At 50.4% G+C, this 23133-nt stretch carries 17 protein-coding genes; 12 read left to right on the top strand and 5 right to left on the bottom strand.

What is annotated here, in order from left to right:
- Positions 1 to 864 (top strand): dimethyl sulfoxide reductase anchor subunit family protein, encoded by an 864-nt coding sequence (locus tag OGY37_RS14225; protein ID WP_003831906.1) that lies wholly within the window; start codon positions 1 to 3, stop codon positions 862 to 864.
- A gap of 110 nt (positions 865 to 974) precedes the next feature.
- On the opposite strand, the gene ycaC is transcribed toward OGY37_RS14225, so the two are convergent.
- Entirely contained in the window at positions 975 to 1601 is a 627-nt protein-coding gene (gene ycaC / locus OGY37_RS14230; RefSeq protein ID WP_257661536.1) for an isochorismate family cysteine hydrolase YcaC, read from the bottom strand.
- A 385-nt stretch (positions 1602 to 1986) separates the two neighbouring features.
- On the opposite strand from ycaC, the gene OGY37_RS14235 reads away from it, so the two are divergent.
- The gene (locus tag OGY37_RS14235; RefSeq protein ID WP_003831907.1) at positions 1987 to 3135 is read left to right on the top strand and encodes an MFS transporter; all 1149 of its coding nucleotides are present in this window, start codon (positions 1987 to 1989) and stop codon (positions 3133 to 3135) included.
- Between the two features lie 213 nt (positions 3136 to 3348).
- A complete protein-coding gene (locus OGY37_RS14240; RefSeq protein ID WP_003035749.1) occupies positions 3349 to 4770 on the top strand; it encodes an amino acid permease in 1422 nt (473 codons plus the stop codon).
- Between the two features lie 118 nt (positions 4771 to 4888).
- On the opposite strand, the gene pflA is transcribed toward OGY37_RS14240, so the two are convergent.
- The 4 genes from pflA to ycaO all read right to left on the bottom strand — a co-directional run bounded on the left by pflA (position 4889) and on the right by ycaO (position 11304).
- Positions 4889 to 5629, bottom strand: coding sequence for a pyruvate formate lyase 1-activating protein (gene pflA, locus OGY37_RS14245; protein ID WP_003035751.1), 741 nt, complete (start codon positions 5627 to 5629; stop codon positions 4889 to 4891).
- A 310-nt stretch (positions 5630 to 5939) separates the two neighbouring features.
- Positions 5940 to 8222, bottom strand: a complete 2283-nt coding sequence (pflB, locus tag OGY37_RS14250) for a formate C-acetyltransferase (protein ID WP_003035753.1) — start codon at positions 8220 to 8222, stop codon at positions 5940 to 5942.
- A 59-nt stretch (positions 8223 to 8281) separates the two neighbouring features.
- Positions 8282 to 9139, bottom strand: coding sequence for a formate transporter FocA (gene focA, locus OGY37_RS14255; protein WP_003831909.1), 858 nt, complete (start codon positions 9137 to 9139; stop codon positions 8282 to 8284).
- A 404-nt stretch (positions 9140 to 9543) separates the two neighbouring features.
- Positions 9544 to 11304 (bottom strand): 30S ribosomal protein S12 methylthiotransferase accessory factor YcaO, encoded by a 1761-nt coding sequence (gene ycaO / locus OGY37_RS14260; RefSeq protein ID WP_270422847.1) that lies wholly within the window; start codon positions 11302 to 11304, stop codon positions 9544 to 9546.
- 136 nt (positions 11305 to 11440) lie between these two features.
- Here ycaO and OGY37_RS14265 point away from each other — a divergent pair, with 136 nt between their 5' ends.
- From OGY37_RS14265 to lpxK, 9 genes are all read left to right on the top strand, one after another.
- Positions 11441 to 12133 (top strand): DUF421 domain-containing protein, encoded by a 693-nt coding sequence (locus OGY37_RS14265; protein ID WP_003831913.1) that lies wholly within the window; start codon positions 11441 to 11443, stop codon positions 12131 to 12133.
- Positions 12134 to 12345: 212 nt separating this feature from the next.
- A complete protein-coding gene (gene serC / locus OGY37_RS14270) occupies positions 12346 to 13434 on the top strand; it encodes a 3-phosphoserine/phosphohydroxythreonine transaminase (RefSeq protein WP_032942886.1) in 1089 nt (362 codons plus the stop codon).
- A 69-nt stretch (positions 13435 to 13503) separates the two neighbouring features.
- Complete coding sequence (aroA, locus tag OGY37_RS14275; protein ID WP_126318672.1) at positions 13504 to 14787, top strand: 3-phosphoshikimate 1-carboxyvinyltransferase; 1284 nt, start codon at positions 13504 to 13506, stop codon at positions 14785 to 14787.
- 171 nt (positions 14788 to 14958) lie between these two features.
- Positions 14959 to 15642 carry a (d)CMP kinase gene (gene cmk, locus OGY37_RS14280; RefSeq protein ID WP_003831921.1) on the top strand — a complete coding sequence of 228 codons (684 nt, stop codon included), beginning with the start codon at positions 14959 to 14961 and terminating at the stop codon, positions 15640 to 15642.
- 113 nt (positions 15643 to 15755) lie between these two features.
- Positions 15756 to 17429, top strand: a complete 1674-nt coding sequence (gene rpsA, locus OGY37_RS14285) for a 30S ribosomal protein S1 (RefSeq protein ID WP_003035776.1) — start codon at positions 15756 to 15758, stop codon at positions 17427 to 17429.
- A gap of 159 nt (positions 17430 to 17588) precedes the next feature.
- Complete coding sequence (ihfB, locus tag OGY37_RS14290; protein WP_003035780.1) at positions 17589 to 17873, top strand: integration host factor subunit beta; 285 nt, start codon at positions 17589 to 17591, stop codon at positions 17871 to 17873.
- Positions 17874 to 18079: 206 nt separating this feature from the next.
- Complete coding sequence (locus OGY37_RS14295) at positions 18080 to 20344, top strand: ComEC family protein (protein WP_191235636.1); 2265 nt, start codon at positions 18080 to 18082, stop codon at positions 20342 to 20344.
- Between the two features lie 36 nt (positions 20345 to 20380).
- A complete protein-coding gene (gene msbA / locus OGY37_RS14300) occupies positions 20381 to 22129 on the top strand; it encodes a lipid A ABC transporter ATP-binding protein/permease MsbA (RefSeq protein ID WP_003831926.1) in 1749 nt (582 codons plus the stop codon).
- On the top strand, positions 22126 to 23103 hold the full coding sequence (gene lpxK / locus OGY37_RS14305; RefSeq protein ID WP_191221639.1) for a tetraacyldisaccharide 4'-kinase: 978 nt from the start codon (positions 22126 to 22128) through the stop codon (positions 23101 to 23103). The genes msbA and lpxK overlap by 4 nt, the downstream gene beginning before the upstream one ends.
- Positions 23104 to 23133 lie beyond the last annotated feature (30 nt).

Below are 23133 nucleotides of genomic sequence, written 5' to 3' on the forward strand. Positions count from 1 at the left end.
ATGGGAAGTGGATGGCATGAATGGCCGCTGATGATCTTCACGGTCTTCGGGCAGTGTGTGGTTGGCGGTTTTATCGTTCTGGCGCTGGCGTTGATGAAAGGGGGCTTACGCCCAGAATCGCAGCAACGCGTAATTACCTGCATGTTTGGGCTGTGGGTATTAATGGGCATTGGATTTATTGCTTCCATGCTCCATTTGGGCTCACCGATGCGCGCCTTTAACTCACTCAATCGCGTTGGGTCATCTGCGTTGAGTAACGAAATTGCCAGCGGCTCACTCTTCTTTGCCGTTGGCGGTATCGGCTGGCTGCTGGCTATGTTGAAGAAAATGTCGCCCGCATTACGCAATCTGTGGTTAGTTGTCACCATGGTGCTGGGTGTGGTTTTTGTCTGGATGATGGTGCGCGTGTATAACACCATCGATACCGTACCGACCTGGTACAGCGTCTGGACACCGCTGGGCTTCTTCCTGACGATGTTTATGGGCGGTCCGCTGCTGGGATATCTGTTACTGAGAATTGCTGGCGTGGATGGTTGGGCGATGCGTCTGCTGCCGGCTATATCAGTGCTTGCTCTGGTCGTGAGCGCCATCATGTCGGTAATGCAGGGGACTGAACTGGCGACAATCCACAGTTCGATTCAACAGGCCTCTGCGCTGGTTCCGGATTACGGTTCGCTGATGGCGTGGCGGATTGTGGCACTGGCCTTAGCGCTATGCTGCTGGATAGTACCGCAAGTGAAGGGTTACCAGCCTGCCGTTCCGTTGCTTTCTGTCGCGTTTATTCTGCTGTTAGTCGGCGAGCTGATTGGTCGTGGCGTGTTCTACGGGCTGCATATGACCGTCGGTATGGCGGTGGCGAGTTAATCCATAATATGCCGGATGGCGGCTCGTGCTTTATCAAGCCTACAATATCCGTAGGCCTTAAAGCTGCGCGCTATCCGGCTACATGTCAGGCTAGGGTTTTGCCCCAGTCTTTACTTCTGCTTAGTTAACGTGTCATAGCTGGTCATCAGATTGCGATAATCCGGAATGTGATTAGAGAACAACGTCGCCAGACCTTCGATATCGTTGCGCCAGTCGCGGTGCAGTTCGCATGCTACTCCGAACCATGTCATCAATTGAGCGCCTGCTTGAGACATCCGATCCCATGCTGAATTGCGGGTAATTTCATTAAACGTGCCTGAAGCATCGGTGACAACAAAGACGTCAAAACCTTCTTCAATAGCCGAGAGCGCTGGGAAAGCGACGCAAACTTCCGTCACGACACCAGCGATAATCAGCTGCTTTTTGCCGGTCGCTTTTACTGCTTTCACGAAATCTTCGTTATCCCATGCGTTAATGTTTCCTGGGCGAGCAATGTAGGGCGCATCGGGAAATTGAGCTTTCAGTTCCGGTACCAGCGGTCCGTTTGGTCCTGTCTCAAAACTGGTTGTCAGAATGGTTGGGAGGTTGAAGTATTTTGCTAAGTCACCGAGCGCAAGCACGTTGTTTTTAAATTTATCGGGATCGATATCCCGAACCAGAGAGAGCAGGCCAGCCTGATGGTCGACCAGCAGTACTGCCGCATTGTCTTTATCAAGTCTTACGTAAGGTTTAGTCATGGTATTTCTCCTGTTCAGTATCAGTGGGGGAAATTTGATGAGTTTAAGTCTACGAAAAGAACGATATTTGGATTAGATAGATAAATAGGAACTCACTGTTCTATTTTGAAGACAATGCAGCTCAGCATCCCGCATAGAGTTTAGTAAGAAATAAAAGTAAGGGGAGTCCATGAAATTTTTCGACTGAACGTAACGCGAGATTTTTGTTTTAGATCAATAAAAACAAGCAGATGTGTTTTTGTATTTTTTATCTATTCACATTAAGAATCAGTAATGCAAATCGAACGACCAGAAAGCGCCTCAGCCCTCTGATTCCGCCGATTGACAATGTTTTTAGCAGTGGCATGATGCGCATGAAATTTGAACTTCCTCACGGTTTTTATTCATGTCCACGTATACCCGTCCCGTCATGCTATTGCTGTGCGGGCTACTTCTGTTGACCCTGGCGATCGCCGTGTTAAACACGCTCGTCCCGCTTTGGCTCGCCCATGAAAATCTGCCCACCTGGCAGGTAGGCGTGGTGAGCTCGTCTTACTTTACCGGTAATCTGGTAGGGACGTTGCTGACAGGTTATTTAATAAAACACCTTGGTTTTAATCGCAGCTATTACATCGCCTCGCTTATTTTCGCCGCGGGCTGTGTCGGGCTGGGGATTATGGTGGGATTCTGGAGCTGGATGACATGGCGTTTTATCGCCGGTGTTGGCTGCGCCATGATCTGGGTGGTCGTGGAAAGCGCGCTGATGTGCAGCGGGACGTCACGTAATCGCGGACGGTTACTTGCCGCCTATATGATGATTTATTATGTGGGAACGTTTTTAGGCCAACTGCTGGTTAGTAAAGTATCAACAGAATTGATGAACGTCCTGCCGTGGGTGACGGGTACTATCCTGGCGGGTGTTTTGCCACTGCTCTTTACGCGCATTGCTAATCAGCAGGGCGATGAACAGCAGTCTACGCCTATTGTCTCCATGCTGAGGTTGCGTCAGGCGCGCTTGGGCGTTAATGGCTGCATTATTTCCGGGATCGTGCTGGGGTCTTTGTATGGCCTGATGCCGCTGTATCTCAACCATCAGGGGGTGAGCAACGCCAGCATTGGTTTCTGGATGGCGGTCCTGGTAAGTGCCGGTATTCTGGGTCAATGGCCGATTGGCCGTCTGGCGGACAAGCTGGGACGTCTGCTGGTTTTACGCGTCCAGGTCTTCGTGGTGATCGTCGGGAGTATCGCCATGCTGAACCAGGCGGCGATGGCGCCCGCGTTGTTTATGTTGGGTGCGGCAGGCTTTACCCTCTACCCGGTCGCGATGGCCTGGGCCTGTGAAAAGGTGGAACATCATCAGCTGGTCGCCATGAATCAGGCATTGTTATTGAGCTATACCGTGGGCAGCCTGCTGGGACCTTCATTTACTGCGATGCTGATGCAGAATTATTCAGATAGCTTGCTGTTTATCATGATCGCCAGCGTATCGTTTATTTATTTACTGATGCTGTTGCGTAAGACGGGCCATACGCCTAATTCTATTGCGCACATTTGACCTGATTTAACAGAATATGAACAGGTTCCCATACATACTGTTTATGTATACTTTATGGGAACCTGCATTATTTAATTGCACACGTCTGTCCTGAAAATAAAGTGTGCAGAAGGTTATAGTTTTACATCCTGCCGTTTCCGCTCGCTCATTTTACCGCGCATAATCCCACGCCTCATATATTGATAATCAAAAAGCTTCCACAAAGGATTGCGTATGGCTGGTGTGCAGGAAAAACAATTGCGATGGTACAACATTGCATTGATGTCATTTATTACCGTCTGGGGTTTTGGTAACGTCGTCAACAACTATGCTAATCAGGGATTGGTTGTTGTCTCCTCCTGGATATTTATTTTCGCGCTCTATTTTATTCCTTATGCGTTGATCGTCGGGCAGCTTGGCTCAACCTTTAAAGAGGGTAAAGGCGGCGTCAGTACCTGGATTAAACATACCATGGGGCCAGGGTTGGCCTATCTTGCTGCCTGGACCTATTGGGTTGTGCATATACCTTATCTGGCGCAAAAACCGCAGGCTATTCTGATTGCGCTGGGATGGGCGCTGAAGGGCGATGGTTCGTTGATTAAAGAGTACACCGTCGTGGCGTTGCAAGGACTGACGCTGGCGCTGTTTGTCTTTTTCATGTGGGTTGCGTCCCGTGGCATGAAGTCACTGAAAATTGTTGGGTCAGTTGCTGGCATCGCGATGTTTGTGATGTCCATTTTGTATGTCGTGATGGCGGTAACCGCGCCTGCAATTACGGATGTGCAAATAGCGACAACCAATATCACCTGGGAATCGTTTATCCCGCACATCGATTTTACCTACATTACTACGATCTCCATGCTGGTCTTTGCCGTGGGCGGTGCGGAGAAAATTTCGCCATACGTTAATCAGACACGTAATCCGGGCAAAGAATTTCCAAAAGGGATGCTCGTTCTGGCTGTTATGGTAGCGGTATGCGCGATTCTCGGGTCGCTGGCTATGGGAATGATGTTTGACTCCCGGCATATTCCAGATGACCTGATGACGAATGGTCAATATTACGCCTTCCAGAAATTGGGTGAGTATTATGGTATGGGTAATTCGCTGATGGTTATTTACGCGATTGCCAATACGCTGGGACAGATTGCGGCATTGGTATTTTCTATTGATGCACCGCTTAAAGTTCTTCTGGGTGATGCTGATCGTAAATATATTCCCGAGAGCCTGTGTAAAACCAACGCTTCCGGTACGCCGGTCAATGGTTATATTCTGACGCTGGTGCTGGTAGCGATTCTGATTATGTTGCCAACACTGGGAATTGGCGACATGAACAACCTGTATAAATGGCTATTGAATCTTAACTCTGTCGTGATGCCATTGCGTTATTTATGGGTATTTGTGGCGTTCATTGCCGTTATTCGCCTGGCGCAAAAATATAAATCGGAATATGTCTTTATTCGCAACCGCTCGCTTGCGATGACCGTGGGGATCTGGTGCTTTGCCTTTACCGCATTTGCCTGTCTGACCGGGATCTTCCCGAAAATGGAAGCCTTTACCCCTGAGTGGACATTCCAGCTCACGCTGAATATCGTGACGCCATTTGTGCTGGTTGGACTGGGATTGATTTTCCCGCTACTGGCGAGAAGAGGGCGCTAAAGACGAGGGCAGGAGATAGCGTCGCTTTCTCCTGTTAACCGCGCCTTCGACTCAAATATTGTCGCTTATATAGCAAAACGGCTGCCGTTCAGGGCAGCCGTTTCGTGGTGGCTAAAACTCAATACATCACTTTATGTCCATATTGCTCGAGAATGCCCTTCACGCGCTCCATGGTCTCTTTCTTCGGTGGTTTGACGCCATCCAGTTTGTACTCTTCGCCCATTGCCACCCATTTGTGTTTGCCCAGCTCGTGGTAAGGCAGCAGCTCGATTTTTTCAACGTTACCCATATCGCGGGTAAATTCGCCGAGGCGGTGTGCGGAGTCATCGTCATCAGACCAGCCAGGTACGACAACATAGCGGATCCACACTTTGATGTCTTTGTTTGACAGGTAACGCGCGAACTCCAGCGTGCGATGGTTAGATACGCCGACCAGATTCTGATGGATTTCATCGTTCATCTGTTTGAGATCGAGCATGACCAGGTCGGTGACTTCCAGCAACTCATCGATCACCGGATCGTAGCGGCGAACAAAACCGTTGGTATCCAGACAGGTATGAATACCTTCTTTTTTACAAGCGCGGAACCAGTCACGTACGAATTCAGCTTGCAGGATAGCTTCGCCGCCAGACGCCGTCACGCCGCCGCCGGATGCGTTCATAAAGTGGCGATAGGTCACCACCTCTTTCATTAATTCGTCGACGGTGACTTCTTTACCGCCGTGTGTATCCCACGTGTCACGGTTATGGCAATACAGGCAGCGCATCAGGCAGCCCTGAAAGAAGGTAATAAAGCGGATGCCCGGGCCATCAACAGTGCCACAGGATTCAAAGGAGTGAATGCGACCAATAACTGACATTGCGGTGTTTCTCCAGGTGTGGCCCATCCGGGGCCAGTGTTAGTGCACAGTTATTAACTGTGTCGAGTCTGTTTTGGCTGTTATCCATTCTTTTCGTCTTTCAAGCTGCATCTTTGTTAGCTTCCTTCGCTCACCCCAGCCACGTACTTCTGTACGCTCCAGGGGATTCACTCCGTTGCTGCCTCAATGCACCTCGAAATCCATCGAGTATATAAGTATAGATAGCTGACAAAGCAGGCTATTAAAAAGGCCCCACTTACGTGGAGCCTTTATTGTACGCTTTTTAAAGTACGATTTCAGTCAAAACCAATTACATGGTCTGAGTGAAGGTACGAGTAATAACGTCCTGCTGCTGTTCTTTAGTCAGGGAGTTAAAACGTACTGCGTAGCCAGAAACACGGATGGTCAGCTGCGGATATTTTTCCGGATGTTCCATCGCATCCAGCAGCATTTCGCGGTTCATGACGTTCACGTTCAGGTGCTGACCACCTTCGATGGACGCTTCGTGATGGAAGTAACCATCCATCAGACCAGCCAGGTTGGTCTTACGAACTTCGTCGTCTTTACCCAGAGCGTTCGGAACGATAGAGAAGGTGTAAGAAATACCATCTTTAGCGTAAGCAAACGGCAGTTTAGCAACGGAGGTCAGAGAGGCAACAGCACCTTTCTGGTCACGACCGTGCATTGGGTTAGCACCCGGTCCGAACGGCGCGCCAGCACGACGACCATCTGGGGTATTACCAGTTTTCTTACCATAAACCACGTTAGAGGTGATGGTCAGAACAGACTGAGTCGGGATAGCGTTACGATAAGTAGTCAGTTTCTGAATTTTCTTCATGAAACGTTCTACCAGGTCAACCGCCATGTCATCAACGCGAGAGTCGTTGTTACCAAACTGCGGGTATTCGCCTTCGATTTCGAAGTCGATAGCCAGACCGTCTTCGTCACGAATCGGTTTAACTTTCGCATATTTGATTGCAGACAGGGAGTCAGCAGCAACGGACAGACCAGCGATACCACATGCCATGGTGCGGATAACGTCACGGTCGTGCAGCGCCATCAGAGAGGCTTCGTAGCTGTACTTGTCGTGCATGTAGTGGATAACGTTCAGCGCGGTGACGTACTGTTTAGCCAGCCAATCCATGAAGTGATCCATGCGGTCCATAACTTCGTCGAAGTTCAGAACGTCGCCTTTGATCGGTTCAGATTTAGGACCAACCTGCATTTTCAGTTTTTCATCAACGCCACCGTTGATTGCGTACAGCATGGTTTTCGCCAGGTTTGCACGCGCACCGAAGAACTGCATTTGTTTACCAACAACCATCGGGCTTACGCAGCAAGCGATAGCGTAGTCGTCGTTGTTGAAGTCCGGACGCATCAGGTCATCGTTCTCGTACTGCAGAGAAGAGGTGTCGATGGACACTTTAGCGGCGAATTTCTTGAAGTTCAGAGGCAGTTTTTCAGACCACAGAACAGTGATGTTCGGCTCCGGAGAAGGACCCATGGTGTACAGGGTGTTCAGGAAGCGGAAGCTGTTTTTGGTAACCAGAGTACGGCCATCAACGCCCATACCACCGATTGATTCAGTTGCCCAAATCGGGTCACCGGAGAACAGTTCATCATATTCAGGAGTACGCAGGAAGCGAACCATACGCAGTTTCATGACCAGGTGGTCGATCATTTCCTGTGCGTCTTGCTCGGTGATTTTGCCTGCTTTCAGGTCACGTTCGATGTAAGCATCCAGGAAGGTGGATACGCGACCGAAGGACATTGCTGCACCGTTCTGAGATTTAACTGCGGCCAGGTAGCCGAAGTAAGTCCACTGGATAGCTTCCTGAGCGTTGGTAGCCGGACCAGAGATATCGCAGCCATATTTAGCAGCCATTTCTTTGATCTGACCCAGAGCGCGGTGCTGTTCAGCGATTTCTTCACGCAGACGGATAGTTGCTTCCAGGTTTACGCCGTTTTCCAGATCGGACTGCAGAGAGACGAACTGAGCGTATTTGTCTTTCATCAGGTAGTCGATACCGTACAGCGCAACGCGACGGTAGTCACCGATGATACGGCCACGGCCATACGCATCTGGCAGACCAGTCAGAACACCGGATTTACGGCAGTTCAGAATGTCTTTGGTGTAAACATCGAATACGCCCTGGTTGTGGGTTTTGCGGTATTCGGTGAAGATTTTTTTCAGCATCGGGTCCAGTTCGCGATTGTACGCTTTGCAGGAACCTTCAACCATTTTGATGCCGCCAAACGGAATGATCGCACGTTTCAGCGGAGCTTCAGTCTGCAGACCAACAATCTTCTCGAGCGCTTTGTTGATGTAGCCAGCGTCGTGAGAAGTGATGGTAGAAGCAACGGAGGTGTCAAAGTCAACAGGCGCGTGAGTGCGGTTTTCCTGTTTAACGCCTTCCATCACGCTGTCCCACAGTGCAGTGGTCGCATCAGTTGCGCCAGCCAGGAAGGACTCGTCACCCTCATACGGAGTGTAGTTTTTCTGAATGAAGTCACGTACGTTTACTTCATTCTGCCAATCACCTTTGGTAAAACCTTCCCAGGCTGTGGCTAACTTTTCATTAAGCTCGGACATGTAACACCTACCTTCTTAAGTGGATTTTTTATTTACTGCGTGTAATGGGCATCAACAGATTAATGATGATCGTTACCACGCAGATAAATGACCCAGTATGTCAACCCGACCAACAAACCGCCGCCGATAATGTTACCGATCGTAACCGGAATCAGGTTATCGGTGATGAAATTCATCACGGTCAGGTGAGAAAAATTCTCCGGAGAAGACCCAACTGCGGTCCAGAATTCCGGGGTGGCGAAATCGCGTATTACAATACCCATAGGGATCATAAACATGTTTGCGATACTGTGCTCAAAACCGCTGGCAACAAACATTGCGACCGGTAATACCATGATAAACGCTTTGTCCATCAGGCTGCGGCCCGAGTAGCTCATCCATACGGCCAGACACACCATCAGGTTAGCCAAGATACCAAGGCTCACTGCCTCAACAAAAGTATGGTGCACTTTGTGGTCGGCTGTTTGCAGAACGTTGAGCCCCCATGCGCCGTTGGCGGTCATATACTCGCCAGAAAGCCACATGAGTAACACAAAGATCAGGGCGCCAATCAGGTTGCCGACATAAACGTTAAGCCAGTTTTTCGCTAACTGACCCCAGGTAATACGACCACTGGCTTTAGCAACGACGATCAGTACGGTTGAAGTGAAGAGGTCTGCACCGCAGACAACACAAAGGATCAGCCCCAGGGAAAAGCAGATACCACCTACTAATTTCGCCATGCCGAAAGGCATAGTACCAGTGCCGGTTGTGGCGGTGATATAGAAAACAAAGGCAATTGAAATGAATACACCGGCAGTAATTGCCAGATAGAACGTCTTAAGCGGATGTTTCGTTGCTTTATAGACGCCTGCTTCTTCGGCAACTTTGGCCATTGCAGCAGGTAGAATAAGATCAAAAGGGTTGTCAGCTTTCACACTAACTCTCTCTTTATTAAGTCGGCGACGAGATACTAACAAAGCATTATAGATGAGAATTTGATATAGATCATATCTCGCCTGGCTTATAGGCCCGTAAGACGCATGGTTTTTATGCGATTACGGTGTAACATGTTGATTATCCATATAAAAATAAATTTTAAAAATTATAAAGTGAGTTGAATTTTTTCTTTCAGCCTCCTATGGGACGGTTAATTAAAATGGAGTAATTGAGATAAAAAACCACATTAATAAGCTAAATTTTTTAATATCAACTACTAATATTTAACCTTGCCTTTACATTTATTTTTTGGTTTGACCAAAATAAAAAACGGGGCGCTTTAAGCGCCCCGTAATATAGCTCAGACAATACATTTAGCCTACTCGAGGCAGGTTGTTTGTCACTATTTTGACCAGTGTGCCGCTTTCGCGCGTTGCAATTTCTCATAGGCTTTCAGCAGAGACTGATGTGCCGGGAATGCGTGCAGATCGCTGTCTACTGGCTGAAGTCCATAAAACGGCGCTTCACCACTCAGTGCCGCACTTGCCGCTTCAACCGCCTCAGCGCCGTACATGCGGACGAATGCGTTCAGATACTGCAGCGGCTGACGGTCTTCTTCCTGAGACAGCAGCAACAATGTTTGCAGGCAGCGATAGTAGTTTGCACGTTCCGCGCTAAAGACGGAGGCGTTAAATTCCATCGTCCATTCGGTCCACACCAGGGCTTGCTCCAGATCGCCACCGGCCAGCGCCAGCATCACTTTAAGCTCGCCAATACGCAGGGTGTACCAACCGTTATCCGCACCGGTCGCCAGACCGAGCAGCTCGCGCACGCGGGTGAAGTCGTCAAAACCTTCTTCATCCAACTGTTCAATCAGATTGAGGTAGTCTTCTTTATCCCACTCACAGCCTGGCAGCGAGAGAATGGTGTCACGCAGATGGGTGCCCATAGCGTTGTTGGCTAACCACAGATCTTCTGCCGGATAGATGTCAGACATTCCCGGAACAATAATGCGGCACGCGTAAACGCCCAGGTGCTCATAGTCAGCGATATACACTTCTTTATCTTCAGCATTGAAGATGGCCATCAGGGTGGCGAACTCTTCTTCCGTGGTGCCAGAGAAATTCCAGTCAACGAACGGATAGTCGGCATCCTGCTTGAACAGATCCCAGGAGATCAGACCGCTGGAATCGATGAAGTGAGTTTCAAGGTTGGTATGTTCTGCCACTTCCTCATCGTCGAAGGTCGGTGGGGTGAAGACATCAAGATCCTTCAGACCACGGCCCTGCAGCAGTTCAGTCACGGTACGCTCCAGCGCAACGCCGAAATCCGGGTGTGCGCCGAAGGAGGCAAAGCAGGTACCGTTGGCCGGGTTGAACAGGACAACGCAAATCACCGGATACTTGCCGCCCAGCGAGCCATCGTAGGCAAAAATTGGGAAACCTTCCGCTTCCAGTGTGGCGATGGACTCCACCACTGCCGGATAGCGCGCCATCACCTCGGCCGGGATTTCCGGCAGGCTGATGCTTTCGGCGATAATACGGTTCTTCACATGGCGCTCAAAGACTTCAGACAGGCCCTGAACGCGAGCTTCGTTAGGTGTGTTACCCGCAGACATGCCGTTAGAAACATACAGGTTGCCGATAATATTCATCGGAATGTAGACGGTCTGGTTATCAGATTGGCGGGTAAACGGCAGGCCGCAGACGCCACGTTCTTCATTACCAGACTGTAGATCGATAAGCATGCTGCCGGTCAGTTCGTTATCTGGATCGTAAAACGCACGCAGACGCGCATCCAGTAAACCTTCTGGAACATCGTCTTCTTCAGTCAGCGGGAACCATTTTTCGTTCGGATAATGCACGAACGGGCCATTGGCGATAGTTTCGCCCAGCCAGAAATCTGCAAAGAAGTAGTTAGTCGACAGACGCTCAAAGTATTCACCCAGCGCAGAAGCCAGCGCCGCTTTTTTTGTCGCGCCTTTACCGTTGGTGAAGCACAGCGCGCATTCTTTGTCGCGAATATGTACAGACCAGACGTTAGGGACGGGATTCAGCCACGAAGCTTCTTCAATTTGAAAACCGAGGTCGAGCAATTTTTGCTGGAAGCGAGCGATGGAGTCTTCCAGAGCGGCATCTTTGCCAGGGATAAATGTTTGCGTCATGAAAATCACTTTTGTCGTACGGAAAGCGCGCAATGATACGGGTTTTCAATGAACGGCGCTATCGTCGCCGGAGCCCATGCGTAAATAAAAGCATTGGCTATGCTTTCTTACAGCCAATCACGTTTAGAGCATATTAATGAAAGCTTTCGATTTACACCGTATGGCGCTTGATAAGGTGCCCATGGATTTTCTGGGGGAAGTTGCGCTACGCAGCCTTTACACCTTTATATTGGTTTTTCTGTTTTTAAAAATCACCGGACGTCGTGGCGTACGCCAGATGTCGCTTTTTGAAGTCCTTATCATCCTTACGCTGGGTTCCGCCGCGGGAGACGTGGCGTTTTATGACGATGTTCCGATGCTGCCGGTGCTGGTGGTCTTTATTACTCTTGCTGTGCTGTATCGGCTGGTAATGTGGCTAATGGCACATAGTGAAAAAATGGAGGACCTGCTGGAGGGCAAACCCGTCGTGATCATTGAAGACGGCGAGCTGGCATGGTCAAAGCTCAATAGCGCCAATATGACGGAATTTGAATTCTTTATGGAACTGCGTTTGAACGGCGTGGAGCAATTGGGACAAGTGAAACTGGCTATTCTGGAGACGAATGGGCAAATCAGCGTCTACTTCTTTGCTGATGAAGACGTAAAGCCGGGGCTCAGTATTCTGCCTAAACGTTGTACGCAACGATTTAAAGTAATACCTGAAGCAGGGGACTATGCCTGCATACGTTGCAGCGAAGTGGTGCAAATGAGCGCCGGAGATCATCAATTATGTCCGCGCTGTGCAAATCCAGAATGGTCGAAGGCCAGTCGGGCAAAACGGGTTACCTGACAGCAAAAATCTCGGTTTTTACCCGTCAATCCGATAGATTCTGTTGTGTGACCGATGACACATTTTTACCCTTGCCAGTTTTACCCATTGCGGCGCGTGTCACTGAATGATAAAACCGATATCCACAGGAATAACTTATACCAATGTCTGTCACCGGATTATCGTCAATGACAGGATGTTGATTGGACAACAACACAACGTGGTGAGGGGAAATGGCTCAGGTCTTCAATTTTAGTTCAGGTCCGGCAATGTTACCGGCAGAAGTACTTAAACTGGCTCAACAGGATCTTTGTGACTGGAACGGTCTTGGCACGTCAGTGATGGAAATTAGCCACCGTGGCAAAGAGTTCATCCAGGTCGCAGAGGAAGCGGAGCAGGATTTTCGCGATCTTCTCAGCATCCCCTCCAACTATAAAGTGTTGTTCTGCCATGGTGGTGGTCGTGGGCAATTCGCGGGTATCCCGTTAAATATTCTGGGCGATAAAACCACCGCGGATTACGTCGATGCCGGTTATTGGGCCGCCAGCGCAATTAAAGAAGCGAAAAAATACTGCACGCCAAACGTTATTGATGCCAAAGTCACCGTGGACGGCCTGCGTGCTGTTAAGCCGATGAGTGAATGGCAACTTTCTGATAACGCGGCATACCTGCACTATTGCCCGAACGAAACCATCGATGGCATTGCGATCGATGAAACGCCGAATTTTGCCAGCAACGTTGTGGTCACGGCGGATCTGTCCTCTACCATTCTTTCCGCACCGCTTGACGTTAGCCGTTATGGCGTAATTTATGCTGGGGCACAGAAAAATATCGGCCCGGCCGGCCTGACGATTGTCATCGTCCGTGAAGATTTGCTGGGTAAAGCTCATGTCTCATGCCCGTCAATCCTCGACTATACCGTGCTGAATGACAACGATTCCATGTTCAATACGCCGCCAACCTTTGCCTGGTATCTGTCTGGCCTGGTCTTTAAATGGCTGAAAAAGCAGGGCGGTGTTAATGCGATGGATAAAATTAACCAGCAAAAAGCGGAATTGCTCTACGGCGTAATCGATAACAGCGATTTCTACCGTAACGATGTGGCGAAATCCAACCGTTCACGCATGAACGTACCGTTCCAGCTGGCTGACAGCGCATTGGATAAACTGTTCCTGGAAGAGTCTTTTGCTGCGGGCCTGCACGCGCTGAAAGGGCATCGTGTAGTCGGCGGTATGCGTGCGTCCATCTACAATGCCATGCCGCTTGAAGGTGTTAAAGCACTGACCGATTTCATGGTCGATTTCGAACGCCGCCGCGGCTAATCTGCTGTACTTTTCATCCCCACAGCTCGTCTGTGGGGTTTTTATGTCTGTTTTTGAGAGTCGAGTTTCATGGAATCCCTGACGTTACAACCCATTGCGCGGGTGGATGGCACCATCAATCTGCCTGGATCCAAAAGTGTTTCTAACCGCGCTTTGCTGCTGGCTGCATTAGCCAATGGCACCACTGTCCTGACCAATCTGCTGGACAGCGATGATGTTCGCCATATGCTCAATGCTCTGAATGCGTTAGGGATTAGCTATACCCTTTCTGCCGATCGCACCCGCTGCGAGATTATTGGCAATGGCGGTGCGTTGCACGCAGAAGGTGCAGTTGAGCTGTTCCTTGGCAATGCCGGAACCGCAATGCGCCCGCTGGCTGCAGCGCTATGTCTGGGTAGCAATGACATCGTGCTGACGGGCGAACCGCGCATGAAAGAGCGCCCGATCGGCCATCTGGTTGATGCGCTGCGCCAGGGCGGAGCCCAAATTGACTATCTGGAGCAGGAAAACTACCCACCTTTACGTCTGCGCGGTGGCTTTACCGGAGGCCAGGTTGAGGTAGACGGTAGCGTTTCCAGCCAGTTCCTCACTGCGCTGCTGATGACTGCGCCGCTGGCGCCGCAGGATACGACGATCGCAATTAAAGGTGACCTGGTATCCAAACCCTACATTGATATCACACTGAACCTGATGAAAACGTTTGGTGTTGAAATTGAAAATCAAAACTACCAGCGCTTTGTTGTGAAGGGGCAGCAGCAGTATCAGTCACCGGGTGCATACCTGGTTGAAGGCGATGCTTCTTCCGCTTCCTATTTCCTCGCGGCGGGTGCTATTAAAGGCGGTACAGTAAAAGTTACCGGGATTGGCCGCAACAGCATGCAGGGTGATATTCGTTTTGCCGATGTACTGGAAAAAATGGGTGCGACCATTACATGGGGCGACGATTTTATTGCCTGTACTCACGGCGAGTTGAACGCAGTGGATATGGATATGAACCATATTCCTGACGCGGCGATGACCATTGCAACGGCGGCGCTGTTTGCGAAAGGCACCACGACTTTACGTAACATCTATAACTGGCGTGTCAAAGAGACCGATCGCCTGTTCGCGATGGCGACGGAGTTACGCAAAGTGGGCGCGGAAGTGGAAGAGGGGCATGACTTTATCCGCATCACCCCGCCTGCAACATTGCAATTTGCGGACATCGCGACCTACAACGATCACCGCATGGCGATGTGTTTCTCGCTGGTGGCGCTGTCTGACACGCCGGTGACCATTCTTGACCCAAAATGTACCGCCAAAACCTTCCCGGATTATTTCGAACAGCTGGCTCGTATTAGTACATCTGCCTGATTTTATTGCCGCACTTTCGGGTGCGGCACATTCTGACATCTCCGGTTGCCTATTTATTCTACACTCAGCTTCAATGATTCTGCATTTTTCACACAAAGATAACGATCGTTGGCGTTGGCGCGTATAATGCGCGGCGTTCACGTTAATGTACGCCCTTTTAAGGAGAAAAAGATGACGGCAATTGCCCCGGTTATTACCATTGATGGCCCAAGTGGTGCAGGTAAAGGCACCTTGTGCAAGGCAATGGCGGAAGCATTGCAGTGGCATCTGTTAGATTCAGGCGCGATCTACCGCGTACTGGCGCTCGCAGCGTTACATCACCATGTTGATGTCACATCTGAAGATGCTCTGGTACCGCTTGCCTCACACCTTGATGTGCGTTTTATCTCAACAGACGGCAACCTGGAAGTCATTCTTGAAGGTGAAGATGTCAGCGGTGAAATACGTACTCAGGAAGTAGCGAATGCCGCCTCTCAGGTCGCGGCGTTTCCCCGCGTGCGTGAAGCGTTATTACGTCGTCAACGCGCATTTCGCGAATCCCCTGGTCTGATTGCTGATGGACGTGATATGGGCACCGTGGTGTTCCCGGATGCGCCGGTGAAAATTTTTCTGGACGCCTCCTCGCAAGAACGTGCGCATAGACGTATGCTACAGTTGCAGGAGAAGGGCTTTAGTGTTAACTTTGAACGCCTTTTGGCCGAGATCGAAGAACGCGATTATCGCGATCGTAATCGTGCTGTAGCGCCGCTGGTTCCCGCTGCTGATGCTTTAGTTTTGGATTCAACCCGATTAAGCATTGAGCAAGTGATTGAAAAAGCGTTACAATACGCGCGCCAAAAACTGGCTCTCGCTTAAGTGCGACCGAATTTGCAGTACCCCCGTTGCAATGGATTGACAGCGGGTATGTTAAACAACCCCATCCGGCATGGAGCCAGGTGGACGTTAAATATGAAACCTGAAGATTAAACATGACTGAATCTTTTGCTCAACTGTTTGAAGAATCCTTAAAAGAAATCGAAACCCGTCCGGGTTCCATCGTTCGTGGTGTTGTTGTTGCTATCGACAAAGACGTAGTACTGGTTGACGCTGGTCTGAAATCTGAGTCCGCCATTCCGGCAGAGCAGTTCAAAAACGCCCAGGGCGAGCTGGAAATCCAGGTTGGTGACGAAGTTGACGTTGCTCTGGATGCAGTAGAAGACGGCTTCGGTGAAACCCTGCTGTCCCGTGAAAAAGCTAAACGTCACGAAGCTTGGATCACGCTGGAAAAAGCTTACGAAGAAGCTGCAACCGTTACTGGTGTTATCAATGGCAAAGTCAAGGGTGGCTTCACTGTTGAGCTGAATGGTATTCGCGCGTTCCTGCCGGGTTCCCTGGTAGACGTTCGTCCGGTCCGCGACACGCTGCACCTGGAAGGCAAAGAGCTTGAATTCAAAGTAATCAAGCTGGATCAGAAGCGTAACAACGTTGTTGTTTCCCGTCGTGCCGTTATCGAATCCGAAAACAGCGCAGAACGCGATCAGCTGCTGGAAAACCTGCAGGAAGGCATGGAAGTTAAAGGTATCGTTAAGAACCTCACTGACTACGGTGCATTCGTTGATCTGGGTGGCGTTGACGGCCTGCTGCACATCACTGACATGGCATGGAAACGCGTTAAGCATCCGAGCGAAATCGTAAACGTTGGCGACGAAATCACTGTTAAAGTGCTGAAGTTCGACCGCGAGCGTACTCGTGTATCTCTGGGCCTGAAACAGCTGGGCGAAGATCCATGGGTAGCTATCGCTAAGCGTTATCCGGAAGGTACCAAACTGACTGGTCGCGTGACCAACCTGACCGACTACGGCTGCTTCGTTGAAATCGAAGAAGGCGTTGAAGGCCTGGTTCACGTTTCCGAAATGGATTGGACCAACAAAAACATCCACCCGTCCAAAGTTGTTAACGTTGGCGATGTAGTGGAAGTTATGGTTCTGGATATCGACGAAGAACGTCGTCGTATCTCCCTGGGTCTGAAGCAGTGCAAAAACAACCCATGGCAGCAGTTCGCGGAAACCCACAACAAGGGCGACCGTGTTGAAGGTAAAATCAAGTCTATCACTGACTTCGGTATCTTCATCGGCCTGGACGGCGGCATCGACGGCCTGGTTCACCTGTCTGACATCTCCTGGAACGTTGCAGGCGAAGAAGCAGTTCGTGAATACAAAAAAGGCGACGAAATCGCAGCAGTTGTTCTGCAGGTTGACGCAGAGCGTGAGCGTATCTCTCTGGGCGTTAAACAGCTCGCAGAAGATCCGTTCAACAACTGGGTTGCACTGAACAAGAAAGGCGCAATCGTAAACGGTAAAGTCACTGCAGTTGACGCTAAAGGCGCAACCGTAGAACTGGCTGACGGCGTTGAAGGTTACCTGCGCGCTTCTGAAGCTTCACGTGACCGCGTTGAAGATGCAACTCTGGTTCTGAGCGTAGGCGACGACGTTGAAGCTAAATTCACCGGCGTTGATCGTAAGAACCGTGCAATCAGCCTGTCTGTTCGTGCTAAAGACGAAGCTGATGAGAAAGATGCAATCGCAACTGTTAACAAACAGGAAGATGCTAACTTCTCTAACAACGCAATGGCTGAAGCTTTCAAAGCAGCTAAAGGCGAGTAATATCGAGTGCTCTAAATCCTTTGTGCTGTTAACGGCACAAAGGGTGACGAGTAGCTTGACAGATTACAGGATTCGTCCTGTAATCAATGACAAAGGGCGGCTACGGCCGCCCTTAATCAATGCAGCAGCTAATTATGCCTTTAAGGAACCGGAGGAATCATGACCAAGTCAGAATTGATTGAAAGACTTGCAACCCAGCAACCTCATATTCCCGCGAAAGCGGTTGAAGATGCAGTTAAAGAGATGCTGGAACATATGGCCTCGACTCTTGCGCAGGGCGAGCGTATTGAAATCCGCGGTTTCGGCAGCTTCTCTTTGCATTACCGCGCACCACGTACCGGACGTAATCCGAAGACCGGCGATAAAGTGGATCTGGAAGGGAAATACGTTCCGCACTTTAAACCAGGTAAAGAATTGCGCGATCGCGCCAATATTTACGGTTAAGTTTTTAGCGAGACTTAACGCCGAGAAAAGCACCCAAATGGGTGCTTTTTTCATTTCTGTCCACCTATCCTGGAATCCTCATCCCAGTTAATTTGTACGTTACAACCATCACTAAATGTCTGCGGAACTCAGGCCGTATAACGATAAATTGATGCCAGACAACCGTCGAAGAGTACTGCACACTCCCTGTAACAGGGAGGTGATTGATGAAAATAACAACGGTGAGTACCTGCGCATTACTCGGTATCCTCCCGCTCATGCTATTACCCATGCTGCCAGGCATGTTGTGTATCGGCATTGTATTTTGTCTGGCATGTCTGCTCTGTTTTCTCCCCTACAAATATATGCGTTCCGCCGGACTAACCCTGCTGTTTTTTCTTTGGGGAATCCTGGCCGCGGAAGAGGCTATGTGGGCAGGTAATACGCTGCCTGCGAAAACCCAGCAAGCCATTGTGCGGATAACCGGAACTGACAATATGACAACGCACTACGGCCAGATCACTCACCTTCAGGGGAAACGAATCTTTCCTGCGCAAGGAATCGTCTTGTACGGGCAGTATTTACCCGGTGATGTTTGTGCGGGTCAGACATGGGCGATGACGTTGAAAGTCCGCGCTGTACACGGTCAATTAAACGAAGGCGGATTTGATAGCCAGCGTTACGCATTGGCGCAGCATCAACCGCTGACGGGACGATTCTTGCAGGCTTCGGTTATCACACCACAATGCAGTTTGCGTTCGCGGTATCTCGCCTCGCTTAAAACGGCACTCGGTGACTATCCCTGGCAGCAGGTCATACTGGGTCTGGGAATGGGGGAGCGCTTGTCCGTGTCACAAGAGGTGAAAACGATTATGCGTGATACCGGCACGGCTCATTTGATGGCTATCTCCGGGCTGCATATTGCGTTTGCTGCACTTCTGGCTGCCGGAATAATTCGTGCGGGACAATTTTTTATGCCTGCCAGATGGATTTACTGGCAGGTTCCATTAGTGGGTGGGATTGTCTGCGCCACATTTTATGCCTGGCTGACGGGGCTGCAACCCCCTGCATTACGAACGGTTGTTGCGCTGCTAGTCTGGGGGGCGCTAAGACTTAGCGGCAGGCAGTGGAGTGGATGGTCGGTCTGGATCTGCTGTCTGGCAGCCATTCTGGTGGTGGATCCGGTTGCCGTTCTTTCGCAAAGCCTATGGTTGTCTGCATCCGCCGTTGCGGCACTGCTGTTCTGGTACCAATGGGTACCGCTCCCGGACTGGCCGCTGTCGCGTGCTGGACGTCAATTTCTGGCGCTGACTCATCTGCAATTGGGTATTACGCTTCTGCTTCTTCCCGTGCAAATCGCAATGTTTCACGGTTTTAGTCTGACCTCGTTTCTGGCTAATTTGTTTGCCGTCCCTTTGGTCACGTTTGTTTCCGTACCCTTGATATTAGCAGGCATGATCATGCATTTAGCCGGGACGGTGATGGTTGAATCAAGCCTGTGGTATCTGGCGGATCGTTCTCTGGCGCTGCTATTTTGGGGGCTCAGAAGTCTGCCTGAAGGGTGGATCAATATTGATGCACGCTGGCAATGGCTCGCATTTTTACCCGGAATGATGATTATCGCATGGCGACTAAAAATCTTGCGTACGCTACCGGTGGTCTGTTTCTCTGTGCTCCTTTTGCTGAGTGGGCCGCTTTGGCGTGCACCGCGTACTGATGTGTGGCAAGTGCATATGCTGGATGTCGGGCAGGGGCTGGCGATGGTGATTGCGCGAAATGGGAAAGCGCTGCTTTACGATACCGGTCTGGCATGGCCTGAAGGCGATAGCGCACAACATCTGATTATTCCCTGGTTGCGTTGGCATAATCTGGAGCCAGAAGGAATTATTTTAAGCCATGAGCACATGGATCACCGCGGCGGGTTGCACTCCTTACAACAAGCCTGGCCGTCGCTATGGGTAAGAAGTCCGCTGAGCTGGAAAGGTCATCTCCCGTGTTTTCGCGGAGAGCATTGGCAATGGCAAGGGTTAACCTTCAGTGCGCACTGGCCTGTGCGTGGAAATACAGACCAGGGGAATAACCACTCCTGTGTGGTTAAGGTCGATGACGGATATCAGAGTATTCTGCTGACCGGCGATATCGAATCTCCTGCTGAACAAAAAATGCTAAGTCACTATTGGCAGCACCTTCAGTCGACGGTGATGCAGGTTCCACATCATGGCAGCAATACTTCATCATCACTGGCACTCATTCAGCGGGTTGACGGGCAGGTCGCACTCGCCTCTGCATCCCGTTACAACGCCTGGCGTCTGCCGTCCTGGAAAGTGAAGCAACGTTATCGGCAACAAAATTATCAATGGCTGGATACCCCCCATCAGGGACAGATTACGCTGGATTTTTATCAAAAAAACTGGCGCATACGCAGCATGCGGGATCAGATTTTACCTCGTTGGTATCATCAGTGGTTTGGCGTGTCGGAGGATAACGGGTAGAATATGCGGCTATTCTAACAAATGCTGGTTTTTTGAATGCATAACGATAAAGATCTCTCTACGTGGCAGACGTTTCGCCGACTATGGCCAACCATAGCGCCTTTTAAATCGGGTCTGATCGTGGCGGGTATAGCGTTAGTCCTTAACGCGGCCAGCGATACCTTCATGTTATCGCTCCTTAAACCATTACTGGATGATGGTTTTGGTAAAACGGATCGCTCGGTGCTGCTGTGGATGCCGCTGGTGGTCATTGGGCTGATGATAGTTCGTGGCTTAACCAGCTATGTCTCCAGCTACTGTATCTCATGGGTGTCAGGCAAAGTGGTCATGACCATGCGCCGCCGCCTGTTTGGTCATATGATGGGCATGCCCGTCTCCTTTTTTGATAAACAGTCTACAGGGACATTGTTATCACGTATTACCTATGATTCAGAACAGGTTGCGTCATCGTCTTCCGGCGCGCTGATCACCGTGGTACGTGAAGGGGCCTCAATCATTGGCCTGTTTATCATGATGTTCTATTACAGCTGGCAGCTGTCGCTGATCCTGATTGTACTGGCGCCAATTGTGTCAGTGGCAATCCGTGTGGTTTCCAAGCGCTTTCGTAGCATCAGTAAAAACATGCAAAACACTATGGGGCAGGTTACGACCAGTGCGGAGCAGATGCTGAAAGGCCATAAAGAAGTTCTGATTTTTGGTGGTCAGGAAGTTGAAACCAAGCGCTTTGATAATGTCAGCAACAAGATGCGTTTGCAGGGCATGAAGATGGTTTCTGCTTCTTCTATCTCCGACCCTATCATCCAGCTGATTGCGTCTTTGGCACTGGCCTTCGTGTTGTATGCGGCCAGCTTCCCAAGCGTAATGGAAAACCTGACAGCAGGTACAATTACGGTTGTCTTCTCCTCAATGATCGCATTAATGCGTCCGTTGAAATCTCTGACCAACGTCAACGCGCAGTTCCAGCGCGGTATGGCGGCATGCCAGACCTTATTTACGATTCTGGATAGCGAACAGGAGAAAGATGAAGGTAAACGTGTGATCGATCGTGCTACCGGCGATCTCGAGTTCCGCAACGTGACTTTCACTTATCCGGGACGTGAAGTACCGGCTCTGCGTAACATCAACCTGAATATTCCAGCGGGTAAAACCGTTGCTCTGGTTGGCCGTTCGGGCTCAGGGAAATCCACTCTCGCCAGCCTGATTACGCGCTTCTACGATGTTGATGAAGGGCAGATTCTGATGGACGGACACGATCTGCGCGAATATACCCTGGCATCACTGCGCGATCAGGTTGCGTTGGTTTCGCAGAATGTGCACTTGTTTAACGATACGGTTGCCAACAATATCGCCTACGCGCGTACCGATATGTACAGCCGTGAGCAGATCGAAAAAGCGGCACAGATGGCCTACGCTATGGATTTCATCAACAAGATGGACAATGGCCTGGATACGGTGATTGGTGAAAACGGCGTCCTGCTTTCCGGCGGACAACGTCAGCGTATCGCTATTGCCCGTGCCTTGTTGCGTGACAGCCCAATACTGATCCTTGATGAAGCAACATCGGCTCTTGATACTGAATCTGAACGCGCGATTCAGTCTGCGCTGGATGAGCTACAGAAAAACCGTACTTCTCTGGTCATTGCTCACCGTCTTTCAACCATTGAACAAGCCGACGAAATCATCGTGGTGGAGGATGGTCTGATTGTCGAACGCGGGACCCATAGCGAGCTGATTGAGCAGCGCGGGGTGTATGCACAATTACACAAAATGCAATTTGGTCAATGATCGCACGTATCTGGTCTGGTGAATCGCCGCTGTGGCGATTGTTACTTCCACTCTCCTGGCTGTATGGCCTGGTGAGTGGCGCGATCCGCTTATGCTACAAGTTGGGGCTTAAACGCGCATGGCGCGCGCCAGTCCCGGTTGTGGTGGTCGGAAACCTTACCGCGGGCGGAAACGGTAAAACGCCGGTGGTGATTTGGTTGGTTGAACAACTGCGACAACGCGGGATCCGCGTGGGTGTGGTGTCGCGTGGTTATGGTGGGAAAGCGACTGCTTACCCGCTGTTGCTAACCGCTGATACTACTACCGCAGAAGCGGGCGATGAACCTGTGCTGATCGCCCAACGTACCGGCGTGCCGGTAGCGGTATCCCCGGTAAGATCGGATGCGGTAAAAGCCATTTTGGCCCAACACGATGTGCAGATTATTGTGACGGACGATGGACTACAGCACTATCGTCTGGCGCGAGATGTTGAAATCGTGGTCATTGACGGCGAACGTCGGTTTGGCAACGGTTGGTGGCTTCCCGCTGGTCCAATGCGGGAACGTGCAGGTCGCCTTAAATCGGTGGATGCGACTATTGTTAACGGTGGCGTTGCGCAGCCAGGGGAAATCCCTATGCGACTTGAACCGGGGCTGGCCGTTAATTTACGTACCGGTGAACGCCGTGATGTGGCGCAATTGTCCAATATTGTCGCCATGGCGGGCATTGGTCATCCACCGCGTTTTTTTGCCACGCTGAAAGCATGTGGTGCCAGCGTGCAAAAAACTATAGCGCTGGCAGACCATCAGTCTCTGACCTACAGTGACGTCAGTGCGTTTGTAGACGCCGGGCAAACGCTGGTAATGACGGAAAAAGATGCGGTTAAGTGCCGGGCATTTGCCGATGAAAACTGGTGGTATTTACCTGTTGATGCACATTTGTCAGGCGATCGGCCTGATGTATTGCTGAATAGCTTAATCTCGCTGACTCGCTAACTGATTCACGCTGCGGCAGCGAATCATTTA

It is taken from the genome of Citrobacter sp. Cpo030 (assembly GCF_030333005.1).
Classification (GTDB): domain Bacteria; phylum Pseudomonadota; class Gammaproteobacteria; order Enterobacterales; family Enterobacteriaceae; genus Citrobacter; species Citrobacter portucalensis.